The following is a 20,336-nucleotide window of genomic DNA, read 5'->3' as shown; positions in this document are numbered from 1 at the left end:
CGGCGCCGGAATCCGCGCCAAACGCGGCCCCAATTCCGTCCCCGCCTCCGTATTTTCCCCGACTCTTCACCGCGACAAGGCAAAATAGCGGTTTTGGGCCCGCACCGGGCCCTCCCCATTCCTGCCGGCCCCCGGGCGCATCGCGCCCGCTCGGGGCTGGCTCAGGCCCGCTCGCCGTACACGCGAGCCTTGAGGAGCAGTTTTTCATGACCGACTCGAATCTGTCTTTCGCCGGCCGGCTTGCCGTTGCCGTCGGATCGTTTTTTGCCATTCTCGGCGACGGCAAGCTCGCCGCGAACGTGCGCCGCCTGCGCAACGGCGAGGCGGCCCCCGTCGCCCCGGCCGCCCAACCTCACGCACCCGCGGCCGCTCCCGTGACCGCGCCGCCGGCCGCCCCCGCGGCCCCTGCTGCGCCCGTCATCGCGGCGGCGAGCCCGGATTCCGCGCTGCAGTTGCTCGGCCTGCTCCAGCGCAACGCGCGCTTCGTCGATTTCGTCGAAGAGGATATCGCCGGCTATTCGGACGCCGATATCGGCGCCGCCGCGCGCCTCGTCCACGAGGGTTGCCGCTCGACGCTGCGCGAGCACTTCACGATCCGCCCTGTGCGCGACGAAGCCGAAGGCAGCCGCGTCACGCTGCCCGAAGGCTTCGACGCCACGGCCGTGCGCCTCACCGGCAACGTAGTCGGCACGGCGCCGTTTACCGGCAACATTGCGCACCGCGGCTGGCGCGTGGCCGACGTGAAGCTGCCGAAGCTCGTCAAGACCCACGACGTCACCGTGATCGCGCCGGCGGAGGTGGAGCTATGAGCGAGTCCCGCTACTGCATCGGCATCGACCTCGGCACCACGCACTCGGCGCTCTCGTATGTCGATCTCGCCGCCAGCGACGGCGAAAAGACGAACCAGGGCGTGCTGCCCATTGCGCAGCTCACCGCGCCCGGCACGCTCGAAACGCCGAATCTGCTGCCGTCGTTCCTTTACCTGCCGCATTCGGGCGAGCTCACGCCCGGCGACCTCACGCTGCCCTGGACCGCGAGCCGCGACTACGCGGTGGGTGAACTCGCACGCAGCCGCGGCGCGGGCACGCCCATCCGCCTCGTCTCCAGCGCCAAGAGTTGGCTCTGCCATCCGGGCGTGGATCGCCGCGCCGCCATTCTGCCGAACGACGCGCCGCCCGAAGTCACGCGCGTCTCGCCGCTAGAAAGCTCCGTGCGCTATCTCACGCACCTGCGCGAAGCGTGGGATCACGCTCACCCGGAAGCGCCTTTCGTCGATCAGGACATCACCGTCACGATCCCGGCCTCGTTCGACCCGGCCGCACGCGAATTGACCGCCGAAGCCGCGCAGGCGGCCGGCTATGTCCGCATGACGCTGCTGGAGGAGCCGCAGGCCGCGCTCTATAGCTGGATCCAGAAGAGCGGCGGCGTCTGGCGCAAGGAGGTCAAGGTCGGCGACATCATCCTCGTGGTGGACGTGGGCGGCGGCACGACCGACCTCTCGCTGATCGCCGTGGTCGAGCGCGAGGGCAATCTCGAACTGCATCGTGTGGCCGTGGGCGATCACATCCTGCTCGGCGGCGACAACATGGATCTCGCGCTCGCCCACGTGGTCGCGCGCAAGCTCGCGGCGCAGGGTACGCAAGCCGATCCGTGGCAACTGCGCGCCCTGACCTACGCCTGCCGCGCGGCCAAGGAAACGCTGCTCAACGACCAAAGCGCGGACGCGGTGCCCCTCGTCGTGCCGAGCCGCGGCTCGAAGCTGATCGGCGGATCGATCCGCACCGAACTCACGCGCGCCGAACTCACGCAAACGATCCTCGAAGGCTTCTTCCCGGTCGTCGACGCCGCGGCGCGGCCCGTGAGCCGCGCGCGCGCGGGCCTCACGCAACTGGGCTTGCCGTACGCACAGGACGCGGGCATCACGCGCCATCTGGCGGCCTTCCTCGGCAAGCAGGTGGGCGCGCTCGCCAACCTGGCGGGCCTCGCCACTTCGGTGCCTGAAGGCGCGAGCTTCCTGCACCCCACGGCCGTCCTTTTCAACGGCGGCGTGTTCAAGTCCGAACTGCTCGCGAGCCGCATTCTCGACGTGCTCAACGGCTGGCTCGCCGCCGAAGGCGCTGCGCCCGCGCGCCTCCTGGGCGGCGCCGACCTCGACCTCGCGGTCGCGCGCGGCGCGGCCTACTACGGCTACGTGAAGCGCGGCAAGGGCGTGCGCATTCGCGGCGGCACGGCGCGCGCCTACTACGTGGCGATCGAGTCGGCCATGCCGGCCGTGCCGGGTCTGGAACCGCCCGTCTCCGCGCTGTGCGTCGCGCCCTTCGGCATGGAGGAAGGCACCGACGCGGCCCTGCCCCCGCAGGAGTTCGGCCTCGTCGTGGGCGAACCCGTGCATTTCCGCTTCTTCGGTTCGTCGGTACGTCGCCAGGACCAGGTGGGCACGATGCTCGATTACTGGTCGCCCGAAGAGCTGCAGGAGCTCGAGGAAATTCAGGCCACGCTGCCGACCGAAGGCCGCACGCCCGGTGACGTCGTGCCCGTGCGCCTGCACGCGCGCGTGACCGAAGCGGGCACGCTCGAACTCGAAGCGGTGCCGTCGGGCAGCAGCGAGCGCTGGAAAGTCGAGTTCGACGTACGCGGCGGCGCCTGAAGCCCATGAAGCCGTACCTCGTCGGCATCGACCTGGGAACGAGCAACACGGTCGTGGCTTACGTCGAGGCCGGCGGCGAGCAGATCCGCGTCTTCGACGTCGATCAGCTCGTGGCCGCGGGAGAGGTAGGCACGGCGCCGCTCCTGCCTTCCGCACGCTATCACCCGGCTCCCGGCGAGCTCTCCCCGCAGAGCACGGAGTTGCCTTGGAGTCCTGAGGAATCCGCGCAATCCGGGGCCGTGCCGCCCGCGGTGATCGGCCGCTTCGCGCGCGTACTGGGCGCGCAGGTGCCCGGGCGGCTCGTCAGCAGTGCGAAGAGCTGGCTCTCGCATACCGCCGTGGACCGTCTCGCGCCGATCCTGCCATGGGGCGCCGCGGACGACGTCGCCAAGGTCTCGCCCGTTGCCGCGAGCGCGAGCTACCTCGCGCAGGTGCGCGCCGCATGGAACCGGCGCTTTCCGCACGCGCCGCTCGAAGCCCAGGACGTGGTGCTCACGGTGCCCGCGTCCTTCGACGACGGCGCGCGCGCGCTCACGCTGGAGGCCGCACGGCTCGCCGGCCTGCCCGCGCTGCGCCTGCTGGAAGAGCCGCAGGCCGCGTTCTACGACTGGCTGTTCCACCATCGCGCGACGCTCGACACCGAGCTGGCCGGCACGAAGCTCGTGCTCGTCTGCGACGTGGGCGGCGGCACGACCGACCTCACGCTCATCAAGGTGGCGCTCGAACACGGCGAGCCGAAGCTCACGCGCATCGGCGTGGGCAACCATCTGATGCTGGGCGGCGACAACATGGATCTCGCGCTTGCCCATCTCGTCGAGTCGCGACTTGCCGCGCAGCCGGGCGAGGCGCGTCTTTCGGCGGCCGCGCTCTCGCAGCTCGTCGAACGCTGTCGCGCCGCCAAGGAGCAGTTGCTCGACGCAGCGGCGCCCGCCAGCGTGCCGGTCACGCTGCTCGGTTCGGGCTCGCGCCTGGTCGGTGGCGCCCGGACGGCCCAGCTCGCCCGCGAGGAAGTCGAACAGGTCGTCGTGGACGGCTTCTTCCCGAAGGGCGAAGCGAGCGATCTCCCGCGCCGCGCGCGAGCGGCGCTCGTGGAGTTCGGTCTGCCCTATGCCGCCGACCCGGCCGTTACGCGGCACGTCGCGGCTTTCCTGAACCGTTTCGCCGCGCAGTCTCGCGAAGCGTTCGGCGAGACGCAAGACAAAGCGCAAGACGAAGCACAAGCGCTTCCGGTGCCCGATACCTTGCTGCTGAACGGCGGCGTGTTCCGCGCGCGCGCCCTTTCCGGGCGGCTGGCCGAAACGCTCGGCGGCTGGCGCGGGCAACCGCTCAAGGTGCTCAACAACGATCAGCCCGACATTGCCGTCGCGCGCGGCGCGGTGGCCTACGCGCTCGCCCGCGCGGGGCAGGCGCCGCGCATCGGCGGCGGCTCGCCGCGCAGCTATTTCCTCGTGCTCGACGAAGCGGGACCGGCGCAGCGCGGCGTCTGCCTGCTGCCGCGCGGCACCGAGGAAGCGCACGAAGTGCATCTGGACGAGCGCGTCTTCGCGCTGCGCCTTGGGCATCCGGTCCAGTTTCACCTCGTCTCCACCGTGGCCGACACGGCATGGCGCCCCGGCGAGATCGCCGATATTGGGACGACCGAGTTCGTGCGTCTGCCACCGCTCGCGACCGTGGTGCCGCAGGAAGGCGCGGACGGCGCGCGCGAACGCGAGGTCAAGCTCATGACGTCGCTCTCGGAACTGGGCACGCTGGAAGTGCACTGCATCGCCACCGACGATCCTGCGCAGCGCTGGCTGCTGGAATTCCAGCTCAGGCGCGAAAACCCCGCAAGCGAAACCGAAGCTGCGACACGCCATCCCGCGCTCGACGCCGCGATCGCCCTGATCGACCGCGTGTTCGGGCCGCCTTCCGCGAAGGGCGACCCCAAGGACGTGAAACGCCTGCGCCAGCAGCTCGAACAGTGCCTCGGCCCGCGCGAGAACTGGGATGGCCCGCTGCTGCGCGAACTATTCGGAGTCCTCTGGGAACGCGCGGGGCGGCGCCGACGCTCGGCCGATCACGAGCGCCTCTGGCTGAACCTCGCGGGCTTTTGCGTGCGCCCCGGCTTCGGCTATCCGCTCGACGAATGGCGCGTGGAGCAGCTATGGACGCTCTTCGACGACGGCATCCAGCACGTCAACGACGGCCAGGTCTGGTCCGAATGGTGGACCCTCTGGCGCCGCGCGGCCGGCGGTCTGCCCGATGCGGCCCAGCAGCAGGTGCTCGAAGCCATGAACTGGCTCGAAGAGGCCGCCGCGTCGAAACGCAACAAGCTGCCCTTCGACGCGGCGAAGCTCGGTCAGGCCGACATGGTCCGCCTCTATGCGTCGCTCGAACACATCGCGGTCGAGCGCAAGATAGCGATCGCGGAACGCGTGCTCGAACGGCTCGCGCAACCCTCGGGAAACCCGCAGAACTGGTGGGCCGTGGGACGCATCGGCGCGCGCCTGCCGTTCTACGGCAGCGCGCACGGCGTGGTGCCGCCCGACGTGGCGGCGCGCTGGCTCGAAGCGATACTCGCGCACAACTGGCGCAAGGTGGAGCCGGCCATGTTCGCCTCCGTGCAGATTGCCCGTATGACCGGCGACCGCTCGCGCGACCTGGCCGATCCGCTGCGCGAGGAAATCGTGCGGCGACTCGCGGCGGCCAGCGCACCGCCCGCGTGGATCGCCATGGTTCGCGAAGTAGTCGCGCTCGATCACGCCGATACGGGCCGCATCTTCGGCGAGTCGCTGCCCGCGGGGTTGACGTTGATCGGCGGGTAGAACACGACTACGAGACAGCGGCGCGATGGATGCGCCGCCCGCTGGCAGCCCCTATGCCCCGCTCGCCCCGCCCGCCTCTCTCGCCCGCAACTCGGCCAGCCCGGCCCGCTGCCGCCCCGCTGCGTCGAAGTTCCCCTCGGCTAGCCAGGTCGCGAAAGCACGCTTGAGCGGCGGCCACTCCGCATCGACGATCGAGTGCCACGCCGTATCGCGATTGCGTCCCTTGTAGACGATCGCCTGGCGGAAGATCCCCTCGAAGGTGAAGCCCAGCCGCGCGGCCGTCGTGCGCGAAGGCACGTTGCAGCTATCACATTTCCACTCGTAGCGCCGGTAGCCGAGCGTATCGAAGACATAGGCCATCAGCAGAAACTGCGCCTCGGTCGAAACGGGCGTGCGCTTGAGCAACGGCGAGAACGTCACGTGACCCACTTCGATCACGCCATTGGCCGGATCCTGCCGCATCAGCGCCAGGCTGCCCACGGCGCGGCCCGTCTTGAGATCGATCACCGCATAGTGACGCGGATCCGTGCTGTGCGCCGCGGCCTCGATGTAGCGGCGAAAATCCTCCGCCTGCTCGAACGGCCCGACGCCGAGATAGGTCCAGTCGCGGCGGTCGGGCGCGTTGCCCCAGGCGAGGAAGAGATCGTTGGCGTGGCGCGCGGCGTCGAGCGGCTCGATGCGGCACCGCGTGCCCGTGAGCACGACGGCTTCGGGCCGCGCGCGCGGCGTCCAGCCGTCAACCGGTTCGCCTATGGGTTGCCCGTATTCGTTGAGGCGCTGAGTCACGGATTGCTCCAGCAAAGGTGATGGGATGATGTGCTAGATTACGCTTTTCGTGGCTCCTGTAGAGGATCCACTAACGACAATTCTGATAGTGCCACGGCCCGCGCTTCAGACACTAGCCCGCCCATGACCGACGACACCCCCGACCCGCTGGTGGACTTCCTGCTCGAAACACCGCTCGCGCGCGATCGCGAGGGCGAGTCCCTCCAGCGGCAACTGCTCCATCGCATCCGCAACGGCATCCTCGAAGGGCGCCTGCCTTCGGGCTGCCGTCTGCCCGGTTCGCGCGCGCTGGCCGCCGCGATCGGCGTTTCGCGCAACAGCGTGACGGCGGCCTACGAACTGCTGAGCGCCGAAGGCTATATCGAACTGAGCCGGCAGGGCACCCGCGTGGCCGCGCTGGCGCGACCGAGATCCGCGCGCCGCGCGAGCCGCACCGCCCCGGCGCCGGCAATCGCCACGCGCGGCGCGCAAGTTCGCCAGAGCTGGCAAAACGGCGCGGACACGCTCGCTTTCCGCCCGGGCGTGCCCGCGCTGGGCCGCTTCCCGCTCGGCGTCTGGAAGCGCTGCCTCGACCGCGCCATCGCGCACGGTGGCGCGCTCACGCTGGGCTACGGCACGCCCCAGGGCGACATGGCGCTGCGGGTGGCCATCCTGCGCCATCTGGCCGTGGCGCGCGGCGTGCGCGCGGAACCGGAACAGGTCGTCATCACCGAAGGCGCGCAGGAAGCGCTCGCGCTGTGCGTTCGGCTCCTGACCAATCCCGGCGACACGGCATGGGTCGAAGACCCCGGCTATCGCGGCGCGCAAACGGCGTTTCAGTGCGGCGATCTGAACGTGCGGCCGGTGCGCGTGGATGCCGACGGCCTGCAAGCCAACGCCGAAGCCTGGGCCAACGACCCACCGCGCCTCATCTACTGCACGCCCTCGCACCAGTACCCGACGGGTGCAGTACTGCCCGCGCCGCGCCGACTCGAACTGATCGACAAGGCACTGGCGCACGGCGCATGGATCGTCGAAGACGACTACGACAGCGAATTCCGCCGCTCGGGCGAACTCGTGGGCGCGATGCAGGGCCTCGTGCCGCACGCGCCGGTGCTCTATGTGGGCACCTTCAGCAAGACGCTGTTCCCCGCGCTGCGCATCGGCTTTCTCGTGCTGCCCGAGGCGCTGGCGGCTCGCGCGCAGCCGTTGTTCGACGAACTCCTGCGCGGGGGCCATCGCCACGAGCAACTGGCGTTGGCCGAGTTCATCGAAAGCGGCCAGTTCAGCCGGCACCTCGGGCGCATGCGCCGGCTCTACCGCGGCCGCCGCGACCTGCTGCAGGCGGCCCTGGCCGCTCATCTGGACATACCGCACACCATGACGGGCGGAGACAGCGGCATGCACCTCGCCGTCCGCCTGCCCGGCGTCTTTCCGGACGAGCGAATCGCGGCGGCAGCGCGCGAGTACGAGATGGCGCCGGCGCCGCTCTCGCGTTTCGCACTACGCCCCACGCCAGACGACAATGGCCTCGTGCTCGGCTACGGCAACACCTCGGAGTCGCTTTACGTGCCGCTCGTGCAACGGCTCGCGCAGGTGATCCGGTCGAACAAAAAGAGGCGCTGAAAGAAGTCTCTGCAACACCGGCGCCCCCGCGATCGTGCAGTCCGAGCGCAGCCCCGCGACAATCTCGCTAACATGGTGGATTGCCTCGCGAATCGTTCGCGCGCTGCTGCCGCGCACGGTTCTGGTGCAGTACGGGCCAGGGGCGGCGGCATCCGGTTGTCGCCGTCGGCAACATGGCTCGCGAAAGCGTCCCGATCTCAAACAGGAGAACAACAAGATGGCATTGAGCAAGACGATGTTGGCAGTAGCCGTTCTGGCCGCAGGTGTGGCGACCAGCAGTGCTGATGCGCAGGTCGCCGGAACGCAGCCGCTCAGCGTGACCGTCGAGCAGTCGCAGGCGCTCCTCGAAGGCTGGAGCGTGAAGAAAAGCGTGCTCGGCAAAGCCGTGTACAACGACAGCAACGTCAAGGTGGGCGTGGTCCGCGACCTGATCATCGCGCCGGACGGCACGGTTTCGGCGGCCATCGTCTCGGCCGGCGGCTTCCTCGGTGTCGGCGTGCATGACGTGGCGGTGCCCATCGCTTCGCTCGACGTGCACAACGGCAACCTCTATCTGCCGGGCGCGACGAAGGAAGCGCTGAAGGCCACGCCGGCATTCGAATACGCGAAGGTGCAATCGCCGCCCAAGCCGAAGCAGGCCGACGCCAAGCAGCAATAAGCAGGCAAGCGGCGGCGCGGCACTCAGCAGCGCCGCCGGTCCCTCGCGGCGGTCTGGTCTCGCACCGGACGCCGCAATCGCCCTCCTCCCTGCCTCGATCGCCGCGCGCGTTCCGCCTGACGCTCAGTCATGCGAATCAACCTGAATTGACCGTCTCGCAACTGTCACACTCGACAGAATATTGCGCGCCTATACTGCGCGCACCCGTCACGCGCGCGACCACCATGAGACGAATCTCCGTACACCGCTCGCCCATTCATGGGCGAGGCGTTTTTGCCCTGCAGGCGCTGCACGCAGGCGAGCGCATCTTCGAATACCGGGGCAAGGTGACGACGTGGCGTGAAGCGTCGCGCCACTGGCAATCGCGCGGCGACGGCGCGCATACCTTCCTGTTCGGTCTTTCGGACGGGCGCGTGATCGACGGCGGCCGCGGCGGGAACGGTGCGCGCTGGCTCAACCACGCCTGCGCCGCGAATTGCGAAACGATCGAGATCGACGGCCGCGTTTTCATCGATACGGTCTGCGAAATCGCGGCGGGTACCGAACTGTTCATCGACTATGCGCTGGAAGTCGAACCCGACACGCCGGTAGAGACGCGGCTCCTTTACGCCTGCCGCTGCGGTTCGAGCCATTGCCGCGGCACGATGCTGGGCGGCGGCAACTAGCGGCACATAGCGGCACGGGAAGCCCGCGCGCACCCAGGCGGCTGCCTTCCCCCTTTCTCCCCCTTCGAGACTCACGGCTTCGACGGCCGCCCGGAAGCTTCTCCCATGTCGGCCAGATAACGCCCCGGCGTCGTGCCCGTGGCACGCCGGAACATGTCGATGAAGGCACTCACGTTGTCGTAGCCCAGTTCGAGCGCAATCGTCGTCACCGGCACGCCGTCCGCCACCCGCTCCAGCGCACGCATCAGTCTCGCCTGCTGACGCCATTGCGCAAACGTGAGCCCGGTCTCGACCGCGAAGCGGCGGCTCAGCGTGCGTGCCGAAACGCCGCCCCACTCGGCCCACGCTTGCAGTCCACGGTGGTCGGCCAGATCGCTTGCCAACGCGTCGGCAATGCGCACGAGGCGCGCATCCGTGGGACGCGGCAAGCCCAGCGACTCCGCCTTCGACGCCGCCAGCTCGTCGAGGATCACCTCCGCAATGCGGGCCTGCGCCGCGTCGAGCTCCGCACCGGGCCAGGTCGCCGCCCGCCGCACGGCCTCGCGCAAAAGCGGCGTGGTGCGAATCGCGCGCGGCTCGCGCGGCAACGTCGCGCAGCGCGCCTCGGCAACGAACACGCTCCAGCCCGCAAACGGCCCGTACGAACTCACCGAATGCACGCGGTGCGGCGGAATCCAGATCGCGTGGATGGCCGGCACGACCCAGCGCTGCGTATCCACGCCCACCGAAACCAGCCCGCTCAGCGCGCCCATCAGTTGACCGCGCGCGTGCGCATGCGGCGCGGTCTCGCGGCTCTCCTTCTGCGTCAGCTCGGCGGCCGCGAGAAACGGGCCGCTTTGCGAAAGCACGAGATCGGGGCGGATCAAGGGGAGATTCATGGCTGGAATTCCGTATTGAATGGCTGTTATACCGGAGACTGGCCGCGTGCGCACGCCTAGACTCGCCTCATGACACAACTTCCGGAGCACCGCACCATGCGAGCCGACCAGATTCTTCCCGACCACCTCGACCGCGTCGAACTCGAAGGCACGACGATCCGCAAAGGCACGGTCGCGGCCTTTCTCGCCAATGCGCGCGTGCTGACCGATCCTGCGGCCGGCGCCGCCGCGCACGAGCAGGCCGAAGCCGACCTCACCGCCATCCTGCCTGCGCTGCGCGCCCTCGGCCTTTTCGAGGTGCTGGATATCCGCGACACGACACTGCGCGCGTGGGTCGAAGCGCATTGACGCGCCCCTACACCATCAGGAGTTCGAATGAAAGCCGCTATCGTCACCGCCGCGGGTCAACCGCCCGTTTTCGCCGATTTCGATCACCCCGCCGCGCTCGAAGGGCATCGTGTGATCGACGTCTGCGCGTCCGCGCTGAGCGTCGTGGCGCGATCCCGGGCATCGGGCAAGCACTATTCCTCGACTGGCGCGTTTCCGTTCGTCGCCGGCATCGACGGCGCCGGTCGCCTCGAAAACGGACAGCGTGTTTATTTCTTCGGACCGCGCGCGCCGTTCGGCGCGCTGGCCGAGCGTACGCTCGTGCCCGCGGCCCAATGCATTCCGCTGCCCGACGCGCTCGACGACGTCACGGCCGCGGCGATTGCCATTCCGGGCCTGTCGTCGTGGGCGGCGCTCGCCGAACGCGCCCGCTTCGAAACCGGTGAGACCGTGCTGATCAATGGCGCCACGGGCACCTCGGGCAAACTCGCCGTGCAGATCGCGAGGCATCTGGGCGCGCGGCGCGTGATCGCCACCGGCCGCAACGCGGCCTCGCTCGAAGCGCTCGAGGCCCTCGGCGCCGATGTCACGATCTCGTTGCAGCAGGACGAAGCAAGCCTCGTGCGCGCCTTCGAGCCGCTCTTCGCGCAAGGCGTGGACGTGGTGCTCGATTACCTGTGGGGGGCAAGCGCGCGCGCCTTGCTCATCGCCGCCGCGAAAGCCACCGCTGAAACGCAATCCGTGCGCTTCGTCCAGATCGGCTCGATCAGCGGCGCCGAGATCGCGCTGCCGGGCGCGGTTCTGCGCGCTGCGCCGATCACGCTGTCAGGCAGCGGCATCGGCAGCGTGAGCCTCGCCCACCTGCTCGACGCAGTACGGGGCGTGTTCGGCGCCGTCGCCCCCGCGGGGTTGCGAATCGAAACGCGGGCTGTGCCGCTGGCAGAGTTGGACGAGCATTGGGCGCATGAGCGCAGCGACGTGCGCACGGTGTTGACGATCGGGAATGGGCGGTGAACGGAAACCGGGTCGGCAAAATTCCGCCGCAGGTTTCATGCGCGCGGCGCCAACCCGCCGTCAATCGATCCCACCGCTCCGCCGCTCCGGTTCTGCCCTCGTTCGCTCCAGTTCGCGCGCGATCGTTGCCTCGTCGGGCAGCACCATCTGGTATTCCGCCGCGAGCACCTTGTTCGGCAGATTGTCTAGCGCGTAGTGGGCTTCGGCAGCCCCTTTTTCAGCGCAGAGAATCAACCCGACAGGTGGATTCTCCCCCGGCTTCATCCAGTGCTCGCGCGCGTAATTCAGGTACAGGTGCATCTGCCCGGCGTCGGCATAACTGAAGCGGCCCACCTTGAGGTCGATGATGACGAGGCACTTCAGACGTCGATGGAAAAATACCAGGTCGACCCGGAACCAGGTGTCGTCGAGTCTCAGCCGCCGCTGCCTGCCCACGAACGCAAAGTCATCGCCCAATTCCAGCAGAAAGTCTGCGAGATGCTGGATCAAGGCCGCCTCGAGTTCCGACTCGGAGTATTCGACCACGCTGACCACGTCCCGGTGAAGCCCGGCGTATTCGCCGGGCGCGATCTCAGGCAAACCTCCTGTTGGGCCAGCGACGTGAGCGAACAGCCAATAAACCTCAATCGCAATCCGCACAGTCACTTCACCCAAAAACGACAAAAAATACATTAAAAATAACTGGATGAAGATCAATATGATTGCAAAAACCACTACCCAAAGCTGAACTCGCCGCCGGTTCCACCAGGCGGCGCAAAGCGCACGACAACCCGGATCAGGAACCGCCATGCCGCGTCCCATCACCGCCCGCATTCATCCCGAAGCCGTCCGCCACAACCTCGGACTCGTCAAGCAGATGGCGCCCGACTCGCGCGTATGGGCCGTCGTCAAGGCCAACGCCTACGGGCACGGTATCGAGCGCATCTATCCGGCGCTCGCGCAAAGCGACGGCATAGCCCTGCTCGACCTCGACGAAGCCGTGCGCATCCGGGCGCTCGGCTGGACGAAGCCTATTCTGCTGCTCGAAGGCATCTTCGAGCCCGCCGATCTCGCACTCGCGGACAGCCACCGCCTCACCGTCGCGGTGCATTGCGACGAGCAACTGGACCTGCTGGCCGCCGCGAAGCTGCGCCAGCCCATCGACATCCTGCTCAAGATGAATTCGGGCATGAACCGCCTCGGCTTCCGCCCGCACACCTACCGAAAGGCGTGGGAGCGCGCGCGGGCGCTGCCCGCGGTCCGCTCGACGGGTCTCATAAGCCACTTCGCCAACGCCGACGACGGCGCCATCGACTGGCAGCTCGACCAGTTCGACGCGGTCACCCAGGACATGCCCGGCGAACAGTCGCTGTCGAATTCGGCCGGCGTGCTCTGGCATCCGCGCGCGCACCGCGACTGGGTGCGCCCCGGCACGATCCTCTACGGCGCCTCGCCCACCGGCGTCGCGCGGCACGTCGCGGGCTTCGGGCTGCGCGCCGCGATGACGCTGTCGAGCCGCCTCATCGGCATTCAGACTCTCGCGCCGCAGGAAACCATCGGCTACGGCCGCACGTTTCAGGCCGATCAGCCGCTGCGCATCGGCGTCGTGGCCTGCGGCTATGCCGACGGCTATCCGCGCCATGCCCCCACCGGCACGCCGATCGCCGTGGACGGCGTGCGCACGCGCGTCGTCGGGCGCGTTTCGATGGACATGCTCACGGTCGATCTCACGCCGTGCCCGGCGGCCACCATCGGCTCTCAGGTCGAGCTGTGGGGCGAGCAGATCAAGGTGGACGAAGTGGCCGAGGCGTCCGGCACGATCGGCTATGAGCTCATGTGCGCGCTGGCCCGGCGCGTGCCTGTCGAAGTCGAAGGCGACGCGCCCCTGGCCAGCAGCGCACGGCAGACGGAGGACGTAGCGGGCTGAGGGCGACCAACGGCGCAAGCCCGCGCCTGGCCGATCCGCGTCGAGCGGAGACGGCCAGCAACAGGCACAATATGCGGCTCTGGCGCCGCACGGGTTTCGTGTTCGATATTCGAACAGATTGAGGCTGCGTCGCTGACACTGCTTTTTCGACGCATTCATGAACCACCCGACCTCCGAGAGCGCCGCGACTGCCCCGCGCACGCCGAATTCCCCACGCTTCCTGCTGATCCTGATCTGCCTGTACGCGTCCGCCGGACAACTGGCCATCGACATCTATGTGCCCGCGCTTCCCGCGATGGCGCATTTCTTCGGAACCTCGCCGCAGGCTATCCAGTCGAGCGTCTCCAGCTACATGGCGGCCTACGCGTTCGGCCAGCTCCTCTTCGGGCCCATCGCCGACGCCTACGGACGCAAACGCGTCCTCGCGTTCGGGCTCGTCGTCTTCACGATTGGCTGCGTGCTGTCGCTCTACGCCCCGAACCTGGAAACCTTCGTCCTGGCCCGCTGCCTGCAGGGCTTCGGCATCGCCACGACCAATCTGCTCGCAAAGGCGATCATCACCGATTCGTTCTCCGGACAGGCGCTCATGCACATGTTCACCTACATGTCGATTGCCTGGGGGCTTGCACCGATCGTGGCGCCGGTGATCGGCGCTCACTTGCAGACGTGGTTCGGCTGGCAGGCCAGCCTCGTGTTCCTGCTCGTCTACTCGCTGGTGATGTGGGCGGCGCTGTGGCGCTATCGCGAGAGCCTGCCGCGGCCGGTGCATCTCGAGCCGCGCACGCTTTTCGCGAATGCGCGCAAGGTGCTGTCGAGCCCGGTGTTCCAGAGCTGCTTTCTCGCGCAGGGGCTTTGCTACAGCATCCTGCTCGTGTTCAACATCGTCGGGCCGTTCATGGTGCAGAGCACGCTGCACGAGCCGCCGACCTTTTTCGGCTACCTCGCCCTCGGTGTCGGGATGGCGTACTTTCTGGGCGGCCTCTCGAACCGCGTGCATGGTCCGCGTTTGCCGAGCGCCGAGGCGCGGCTGCGCATCGGCTCGCGCGCGATGGCGGCCGCATCGATCGTGATGCTCGTGCTGGCGCTGACGATCGGCCTGCGCGTATGGACGCTCGCGGCACCCGTCGTCGTGATGGGGTTCTGCGCCGGCGCCATGTATCCCACCTTCATGGCCAAAGGCAATTCGCTGTTCCCGCACATCGCGGGTCTGACGAGCGCGATCCTGGGGTGCGCGTTGCTGCTCGTTTCTTCTGCGATGATGGCGCTCGCCGGCTTCGTGTCGATCCAGATCCTGGCACCGCTCGCGGCGTTCTTCGTGGTCCTCGCGTTCACGGTCGTCTGGATGGTGAGCAAGCTGCTGCGCCATCTCGCACAACTTCAGTCCGCGGCCGTCGTACGCGGTAGCAGCGAAGCGGCATAGCTCTTGCTCCTGCTTCCGCGGGCTGCCGCGCCGTGGAATTATCTCGTCAGCGATGCACGTCGATCTTCTCACTCTTTATTTCCTTGCGATCGGGACGCTACTTGCCAGTTCCGGGATGACGCTATGGGAACATCGAACGCATCCGCGACGCAGCCGGGAACTGAAGATTCTGGCCGCGGGATACGCCACGCTGGCCATCGGATGCGTGGCGATCACCGTCCGTCACAAGCTGCCCGGCGCGACGGGTTCCGCGCTTGGCAACCTCGTTATCGTCGCCGGCTACCTGCTGATCCTGCACGGTGTCGCGGCCTTGAGCGGCCGGCGGTATCTCAGGGGCTCGATCGCGATGCTCGTGCTGCTGGCGCTCACGTGGGCCGTGGCCGGCACGCGCTGGGAGGATGCGGTGTGGTACTACGCCAGCGCGATTCCCATCGCGCTGGCGAGCGGCGCCACGTCGTTCGTGCTGCTGCGAACCGAGGGCATGAAAGCGCTGCAATCGCGGCACATCGCCGTGCTCGTGACGGGCATCCATGCGTTTCTGTATGCCGCGCGAGCCGACATCCTGCCCTGGCTGGCGGCACGGTACGGTCAGGAGGTCGTGCTGGTCGCCAGCAACATCACGATATACGAAGGAGTCCTGTATTCGGTCGTGTTGCCGATGACCCTGCTGCGGTTGATACGCGAGGAAACCCACGGCGAGCTTCTGCGCCACGCCCAGACCGACTACCTGACCCGTCTTGGCAATCGTAGATGGTTCTTCGAGGAAGGGGCACGCGCGATACGCGAGGCGGGATCGCGCCGGCAGGTGTCGCTCTTTGCCTTCGACCTCGATCGTTTCAAGTCGATCAACGATCGATACGGCCACAAGGCGGGCGACGAAGTCCTGAAAGCGTTCGGCGACATTGCCCGCGGCACGCTCGGACCCGACGCGATTCTCGCCCGCATTGGCGGCGAAGAGTTTGCCGCCCTGCTCTCCGGCCACGATGCCGTTCGTGCGAGCGAAGTGGGCGAGACCATCGCGCGGCATTTCGCCGGGACGATCCACCGCGGGACGGACGGCAGCGCGATACAGGCCACCGTCAGCATCGGGCTCGCCCAGTCCGGAACCGAAACACCCATGCTGGCCGACTTGCTGGCCGCCGCGGACGAAGCGTTGTACCGGGCGAAGTCGCTCGGCGGCAACCGGCTCGTCGTCGCGCCGTCCGCCTCTCGGTCCGAGGTCGCCCGTACGCAGCGCTGAGAGGGGTGAGATCGCGCAGTTCGTCGAAGCGCGCTCAACGTCCCCTTAATTGGAGGTGCCCGCCGCGAACCCCGGAATCACGCAATCGCCCAAGGCAAACCTGACGATCGTTTCGGGTGGCGCGGCGCGGGGCAACCCTTGCGAAGCGTTCGGCCATCACGGCTTCAACGGCATAAAGAGCGACGTCGTCAACGCCATTTCCGCGTGGGTGCTCGCCAACTCGACAACCGGAACGTAACGCTTTCCGCGTGCCCGGCCTGGTGTTTACCCGCCAACCCATTGCCAGAAAATTATCGATATACCGATAATGCTCTCATGGATGTGAAAACCGCAGTGCGCGTCTTCGACGTGATCAACCTCTTTGCCGAGGTCCGCCAACCGATGATCTACAGCGAGATCGCGCGTCGAACCGGGATCCCGCTATCGAGTTGCCACGCCCTGCTGCAGACGATGGTGGCCAAAGGCTATCTGTACGCGCCGGGCGTGAAGGCCGGTTACTACCCCACGCAACGGCTTCTGCACGTGGCGCGCGAGATTTGCAGCGAGGACCCGCTCACGGCGGTATTCCAGCCGCTCCTCTCCGCGCTGCGCGACGCCACCGGCGAAACCGCCGGGCTCGCGACGCTCGCGGGCAACCGCGTGGTCTATCTGGAGGTGATGGAGTCGCGCCAGAAGATCCGTTACAGCGACGAGCCGGGCGGCTTCATGTACGTACACGCGAGCGCGGCGGGCAAAGCGCTGCTCGGCGCCCTGGCGCCCGAAGCGCGCGCCCGCCTGCTCGACAGCTGCGAGCCGTTGCCGCCCTACACGGACGGCACCGTCATCGAGCGCGCAGCGCTGGAGCGCGAGGTCGAACAGGGCGTGAGCCGCGGCTGGCATCGTTCGACGGGTGAGAACGTCGAAGACGTGGCCGGTCTCGCGTGTGGCTTCCGGATACACGGCGAGGCCTTCGCGCTGGTCCTCGGCGCGCCGAAGGCGCGGCTTTTGAAGAACGAGCGGAACGCCGTCAAGGCGCTGCTCGAGGTGGTCGCGCAGATCCCGCCCGCGCTGCTCGCCTAGTCCTTGCACAGGCGTCCGCGCGCGGGCCGGAACGCGCGTTTTCCAGGCAGGCCGCACCCGGCGGCCCTCTTGCAGGAGACAGTGAGATGCGTTGGAAGAACCGGCCCGAAGGATCCAGCTGGGGGGACTTCGGCCCCGACGACCAGCTTGGCCGCCCGAACCTCATCGGCACCGAGCAGGTGCTCAGGGGTGCGCAGGAAATACGCGCGGGCCTGAGCTTCGCGCTCTCGCTGCCGCTCGATTTTCCCGGCGAAAACAAGCTCAACGTGCGCCGCCACCCGCCCGTGCTGCGCCCGACCTTTCGCGACGGCCTGCCCTATGTGAACTTCCCGTTCGCGCGCAACGAGGCGCTCGCCACCGACGTCGTGAGCGACGACCAGGTGCTGCTCTCGCTGCAGTATTCGACGCAATGGGATTCGCTCGCGCACGTAGGCGCTCGCTTCGACGCGAACGGCGACGGCGTGGCCGAAAGCGTCTACTACAACGGCTACCGCGCGAACCACGACATTGTCGGCCCCATGGAGTACCGCGCCGAAGACGGCTACGCACCCTATGCCTGCGGCGGCGAGCACAGCCATGCGGACGTGCTCGGCATCGAGAATCTCGCCGTGAAGGGCATGCAGGGCCGCGGCGTGCTGATCGACCTGTTCGCCCATTACGGGCGCGAATTCCGCACCGTCGGCTACGACGATCTGATGAGCGTGATGGAGAAGGACAAGGTCGTTGTCGAACGCGGCGACATGCTCGTGCTGCGCACCGGCTTCTCGGAGCTGATCCTCGAAATGGACCGCCAGCCCGACGAAGCGGTGCTCGCGAGCCATTGCAGCGCGCTCGACGGACGCGACGAACGCCTGCTGCAGTGGATCACCGATTCGGGCGTCGCCGCGCTCGCCGCCGACAACTACGCCGTCGAACGCTATCCCGCCCGGCCTCCCGCCACGCCCGGCGAGCATCCGCTGCTGCCGCTGCATCATCACTGCCTCTTCAAGCTCGGCTTGCCGCTCGGCGAGCTGTGGTATCTGCGCGAACTGGCCGAGTGGCTGCGCGCGCACGGCCGCTCGCGCTTCCTGCTGACCGCCCCGCCGCTGCGGCTGCCCGGCGCGATGGGCTCGCCCGTCACGCCCATCGCCACGGTTTGAACGTACCCGGCTGCATTCACCCGTTACTCACGCACCTCCGAAAATGGCAAAAGAACGAGTCTTGATCACCGGCGGCGCCGCCGGCATCGGCGCCGCGTGCGCCGCGCGCTGCCAGGCCGACGGCTACGAAGTCGTCACCGTCGACCGCGTGGGCCACGGCCTGATCGCCGACCTCTCCGATGTCGAGGCCACCGCCGCCGCGCTCGAACGCGCATTGGAAGGCGGGCCGATCACGCGCCTCGTCAACAACGTGGGCGTGGTGCTGCCCGCCGACGCGGAGCACCAGACGCTCGACGAACTCGAACGCGCGTGGGCCCTCAACGTACGCTGCGCGCAGCAGTGCATGCAAGCGCTGCTGCCCGGCATGAAAGCGGCGGGCTTCGGACGCATCGTCAACATGTCGTCGCGCGCGGCGCTCGGCAAGGAGTTGCGTACGGCCTATTCGGCCACGAAGGCCGCGCTGATCGGCATGACGCGCGTCTGGGCGCTGGAACTGGGCGCGTTCGGCATCACCGCCAACGCCATCGGCCCCGGCCCCATCCGCACCGAGCTCTTCGACCGCGCGAACCCGCCCGGCGCCCCGCGCACCCAGGCCATCATCGACGCCGTGCCCGTCAAGCGCGTGGGCACGCCCGACGACGTCGCGCATGCCGCCTCGTACCTGCTCGACGCGCGCAGCGGCTTCGTCACGGGCCAGGTGCTCTACGTGTGCGGCGGCATGACGGTCGGCGTGGCGGGAGTGTAACAAGAGGAGTACGAATCAAAATCTGAATCAACCTCGCGCGCAGCACCATAACTATTACGACCGACGGAGACACTCAGATGCAAAGAATCACCGCCTTCTTCACGGAGCTCATGCGCCGCTATCTCCCCGACCCGTTCGTGTTCGCGATCGGCCTCACGCTGCTCACGATGGTACTGGCCGTGCTCGTGCAGGGCCAGGCCGTCGCGGCGCTGACGGCGAGCTGGGGCAAGGGCTTCTGGGCGCTGCTCGCCTTCACGACGCAGATGGCGGTGATCCTCGCCATGGGCTACGTGCTCGCCACGGCGCCGCTCACCGACCGCTTTCTCGACCGGCTCGTCGCGCGCGTGAACCACCCGCGCACGGCCGTGATCGTCGCGACGCTCGTGGGCGGCATCGGCAGCTATCTGAACTGGGGTTTCGGGCTCGTGGTGGGCGGCATCGTGGCGCGCAAGCTCGCGCTGCGCGTGAAGGGCGTGCATTATCCGCTCATCATCGCCTCGGCCTATAGCGGCTTCACGCTCTACGGCCTCGGCCTTTCCGCGAGCATTCCGGTGCTGATCTCGACGAAGGGCCATCCGCTCGAAGCGCAGATGGGCGTCATTCCGCTCTCCCAAACCATCTTCTCGCCCGCCATGCTCGTCACGAGCTTCGTCGTGATCGTCACGCTGCCGCTGCTCAACGCCTGGCTGCATCCGAAGGCCGGCCAGCCCGTGACGGAGATCGATGCGAGCCTGAGCCTCGATGCGGCAGCAACGAAGCAGGCCGCGCCCGCGCTCGACATCGACGAAGGCAACACCTTCGCGAACCGCCTGAACAACAGCCGCATCCTGAGCTACGTGATCGGCCTGATCGGCATGGGCTATGTCGCGCTGCACTTCCACCAGGGCGGCTCGATCGACCTGAACCTCATCAACTTCTTCATCCTGTTCCTCGGCATCATCCTGCTCGGCACGCCTATCCGGTATGTCGAGAAGCTCAACGAGGGCATCCGCACGATCAGCGGCATCATCCTGCAGTATCCGTTCTACGCGGGCATCATGGCGATCATGGCGTCCTCGGGCCTCGTCGGCACCTTCTCGCACGCCTTCGTGAAAGTCGCCACACCCGCCACGCTGCCGTTCTGGGGCTTGCTCAGCTCGTTCTTCATCAACTTCTTCGCGCCTTCGGGCGGCGGACACTGGGTCGTGCAGGGCCCGTTCATGGTGGAGGCGGCGAAGTCGATCGGCGCCTCGGTGAGCCACACGTCGATGTCCGTCATGCTCGGCAATGCCTGGAACGATCTCATCCAGCCGTTCTGGATCCTGCCCGCGCTCGCGATCTCCCGGCTCAGGCTGAAGGACATCATGGGCTATACGGTCATCATGATGTTCTGGATCGGCATCGTCTACACCGTCGCCATTCTGCTCTGGGCATAATGCCCGGGCGGCATCCATCGCTCACCGA

The 20,336-nt window shown here is 67.8% G+C and carries 16 protein-coding genes and 2 pseudogenes; 15 read left to right on the top strand and 3 right to left on the bottom strand.

The features are described from left to right. Positions 1 to 206: 206 nt before the first annotated feature. Genes WJ542_RS28110 through WJ542_RS28100 form a run of 3 tightly spaced genes read left to right on the top strand, consistent with a single transcriptional unit; the run spans position 207 to position 5,451 of the window. Positions 207 to 809 carry a DUF2760 domain-containing protein gene (locus WJ542_RS28110; RefSeq protein WP_411192833.1) on the top strand — a complete coding sequence of 201 codons (603 nt, stop codon included), beginning with the start codon at positions 207 to 209 and terminating at the stop codon, positions 807 to 809. Continuing rightward, a complete protein-coding gene (locus WJ542_RS28105; protein WP_411192832.1) occupies positions 806 to 2,647 on the top strand; it encodes an Hsp70 family protein in 1,842 nt (613 codons plus the stop codon). The genes WJ542_RS28110 and WJ542_RS28105 overlap by 4 nt, the downstream gene beginning before the upstream one ends. A gap of 5 nt (positions 2,648 to 2,652) precedes the next feature. Beyond that, positions 2,653 to 5,451: an Hsp70 family protein gene (locus tag WJ542_RS28100; RefSeq protein ID WP_411192831.1), complete on the top strand. Its 2,799-nt coding sequence runs from the start codon at positions 2,653 to 2,655 to the stop codon at positions 5,449 to 5,451. Positions 5,452 to 5,505: 54 nt separating this feature from the next. On the opposite strand, the pseudogene WJ542_RS28095 reads toward WJ542_RS28100, so the two are convergent. Then, positions 5,506 to 6,237 (bottom strand): annotated as a pseudogene (locus tag WJ542_RS28095) (GNAT family N-acetyltransferase); the annotation flags it as partial. A gap of 123 nt (positions 6,238 to 6,360) precedes the next feature. Here WJ542_RS28095 and pdxR point away from each other — a divergent pair. From pdxR to WJ542_RS28080, 3 genes are all read left to right on the top strand, one after another. After that, positions 6,361 to 7,842 (top strand): MocR-like pyridoxine biosynthesis transcription factor PdxR, encoded by a 1,482-nt coding sequence (gene pdxR, locus WJ542_RS28090; RefSeq protein ID WP_411192830.1) that lies wholly within the window; start codon positions 6,361 to 6,363, stop codon positions 7,840 to 7,842. A gap of 217 nt (positions 7,843 to 8,059) precedes the next feature. Further along, entirely contained in the window at positions 8,060 to 8,500 is a 441-nt protein-coding gene (locus tag WJ542_RS28085) for a PRC-barrel domain-containing protein (RefSeq protein ID WP_411192829.1), read from the top strand. Positions 8,501 to 8,724: 224 nt separating this feature from the next. Next, positions 8,725 to 9,165 carry an SET domain-containing protein gene (locus WJ542_RS28080; RefSeq protein ID WP_411192828.1) on the top strand — a complete coding sequence of 147 codons (441 nt, stop codon included), beginning with the start codon at positions 8,725 to 8,727 and terminating at the stop codon, positions 9,163 to 9,165. 71 nt (positions 9,166 to 9,236) lie between these two features. On the opposite strand, the gene WJ542_RS28075 is transcribed toward WJ542_RS28080, so the two are convergent. Next, entirely contained in the window at positions 9,237 to 10,043 is an 807-nt protein-coding gene (locus tag WJ542_RS28075) for an AraC family transcriptional regulator (RefSeq protein WP_411192827.1), read from the bottom strand. A 96-nt stretch (positions 10,044 to 10,139) separates the two neighbouring features. Between WJ542_RS28075 and WJ542_RS28070 the strand changes: the two genes are divergently transcribed. Next, positions 10,140 to 10,391, top strand: coding sequence for a hypothetical protein (locus WJ542_RS28070; protein WP_411193524.1), 252 nt, complete (start codon positions 10,140 to 10,142; stop codon positions 10,389 to 10,391). Positions 10,392 to 10,418: 27 nt separating this feature from the next. Beyond that, positions 10,419 to 11,384 carry a quinone oxidoreductase family protein gene (locus WJ542_RS28065; protein ID WP_411192826.1) on the top strand — a complete coding sequence of 322 codons (966 nt, stop codon included), beginning with the start codon at positions 10,419 to 10,421 and terminating at the stop codon, positions 11,382 to 11,384. Positions 11,385 to 11,444: 60 nt separating this feature from the next. Here WJ542_RS28065 and WJ542_RS28060 read toward each other — a convergent pair. Further along, a pseudogene (locus WJ542_RS28060) lies at positions 11,445 to 11,903 on the bottom strand (PDDEXK nuclease domain-containing protein); the annotation flags it as partial. Positions 11,904 to 12,171: 268 nt separating this feature from the next. Between WJ542_RS28060 and alr the strand changes: the two are divergent. The 7 genes from alr to WJ542_RS28025 all read left to right on the top strand — a co-directional run bounded on the left by alr (position 12,172) and on the right by WJ542_RS28025 (position 20,308). Further along, positions 12,172 to 13,290: an alanine racemase gene (alr, locus tag WJ542_RS28055; protein WP_411192825.1), complete on the top strand. Its 1,119-nt coding sequence runs from the start codon at positions 12,172 to 12,174 to the stop codon at positions 13,288 to 13,290. A 157-nt stretch (positions 13,291 to 13,447) separates the two neighbouring features. Next, a complete protein-coding gene (locus WJ542_RS28050; RefSeq protein ID WP_411192824.1) occupies positions 13,448 to 14,710 on the top strand; it encodes a multidrug effflux MFS transporter in 1,263 nt (420 codons plus the stop codon). A gap of 52 nt (positions 14,711 to 14,762) precedes the next feature. Further along, a complete protein-coding gene (locus tag WJ542_RS28045; RefSeq protein ID WP_411192823.1) occupies positions 14,763 to 15,950 on the top strand; it encodes a GGDEF domain-containing protein in 1,188 nt (395 codons plus the stop codon). Positions 15,951 to 16,265: 315 nt separating this feature from the next. Further along, positions 16,266 to 17,009 (top strand): IclR family transcriptional regulator, encoded by a 744-nt coding sequence (locus tag WJ542_RS28040; protein ID WP_411192822.1) that lies wholly within the window; start codon positions 16,266 to 16,268, stop codon positions 17,007 to 17,009. 86 nt (positions 17,010 to 17,095) lie between these two features. Next, positions 17,096 to 18,148: a cyclase family protein gene (locus tag WJ542_RS28035; RefSeq protein WP_411192821.1), complete on the top strand. Its 1,053-nt coding sequence runs from the start codon at positions 17,096 to 17,098 to the stop codon at positions 18,146 to 18,148. A 43-nt stretch (positions 18,149 to 18,191) separates the two neighbouring features. Beyond that, entirely contained in the window at positions 18,192 to 18,893 is a 702-nt protein-coding gene (locus tag WJ542_RS28030) for an SDR family oxidoreductase (protein WP_411192820.1), read from the top strand. Positions 18,894 to 18,970: 77 nt separating this feature from the next. After that, positions 18,971 to 20,308 carry a short-chain fatty acid transporter gene (locus WJ542_RS28025; protein ID WP_411192819.1) on the top strand — a complete coding sequence of 446 codons (1,338 nt, stop codon included), beginning with the start codon at positions 18,971 to 18,973 and terminating at the stop codon, positions 20,306 to 20,308. Positions 20,309 to 20,336 lie beyond the last annotated feature (28 nt).

This window comes from Paraburkholderia yinzeri (assembly GCF_046581065.1).
In the GTDB taxonomy this organism is placed as follows: domain Bacteria; phylum Pseudomonadota; class Gammaproteobacteria; order Burkholderiales; family Burkholderiaceae; genus Paraburkholderia.
The sequence above is the reverse complement of the archived record's forward strand: the minus strand, read 5'-3'. Positions and strand labels throughout refer to the sequence as shown.

Bases quoted from the DNA above. Each gene is read 5' to 3' on its own strand.
- WJ542_RS28110 (WP_411192833.1), top strand. From the start codon at position 207: ATGACCGACTCGAATCTGTCTTTCGCCGGCCGGCTTGCCGTTGCCGTC.
- WJ542_RS28105 (WP_411192832.1), top strand. From the start codon at position 806: ATGAGCGAGTCCCGCTACTGCATCGGCATCGACCTCGGCACCACGCAC.
- WJ542_RS28100 (WP_411192831.1), top strand. From the start codon at position 2,653: ATGAAGCCGTACCTCGTCGGCATCGACCTGGGAACGAGCAACACGGTC.
- pdxR (WP_411192830.1), top strand. From the start codon at position 6,361: ATGACCGACGACACCCCCGACCCGCTGGTGGACTTCCTGCTCGAAACA.
- WJ542_RS28085 (WP_411192829.1), top strand. From the start codon at position 8,060: ATGGCATTGAGCAAGACGATGTTGGCAGTAGCCGTTCTGGCCGCAGGT.
- WJ542_RS28080 (WP_411192828.1), top strand. From the start codon at position 8,725: ATGAGACGAATCTCCGTACACCGCTCGCCCATTCATGGGCGAGGCGTT.
- WJ542_RS28075 (WP_411192827.1), bottom strand. From the start codon at position 10,043: ATGAATCTCCCCTTGATCCGCCCCGATCTCGTGCTTTCGCAAAGCGGC.
- WJ542_RS28070 (WP_411193524.1), top strand. From the start codon at position 10,140: ATGCGAGCCGACCAGATTCTTCCCGACCACCTCGACCGCGTCGAACTC.
- WJ542_RS28065 (WP_411192826.1), top strand. From the start codon at position 10,419: ATGAAAGCCGCTATCGTCACCGCCGCGGGTCAACCGCCCGTTTTCGCC.
- alr (WP_411192825.1), top strand. From the start codon at position 12,172: ATGCCGCGTCCCATCACCGCCCGCATTCATCCCGAAGCCGTCCGCCAC.
- WJ542_RS28050 (WP_411192824.1), top strand. From the start codon at position 13,448: ATGAACCACCCGACCTCCGAGAGCGCCGCGACTGCCCCGCGCACGCCG.
- WJ542_RS28045 (WP_411192823.1), top strand. From the start codon at position 14,763: ATGCACGTCGATCTTCTCACTCTTTATTTCCTTGCGATCGGGACGCTA.
- WJ542_RS28040 (WP_411192822.1), top strand. From the start codon at position 16,266: ATGGATGTGAAAACCGCAGTGCGCGTCTTCGACGTGATCAACCTCTTT.
- WJ542_RS28035 (WP_411192821.1), top strand. From the start codon at position 17,096: ATGCGTTGGAAGAACCGGCCCGAAGGATCCAGCTGGGGGGACTTCGGC.
- WJ542_RS28030 (WP_411192820.1), top strand. From the start codon at position 18,192: ATGGCAAAAGAACGAGTCTTGATCACCGGCGGCGCCGCCGGCATCGGC.
- WJ542_RS28025 (WP_411192819.1), top strand. From the start codon at position 18,971: ATGCAAAGAATCACCGCCTTCTTCACGGAGCTCATGCGCCGCTATCTC.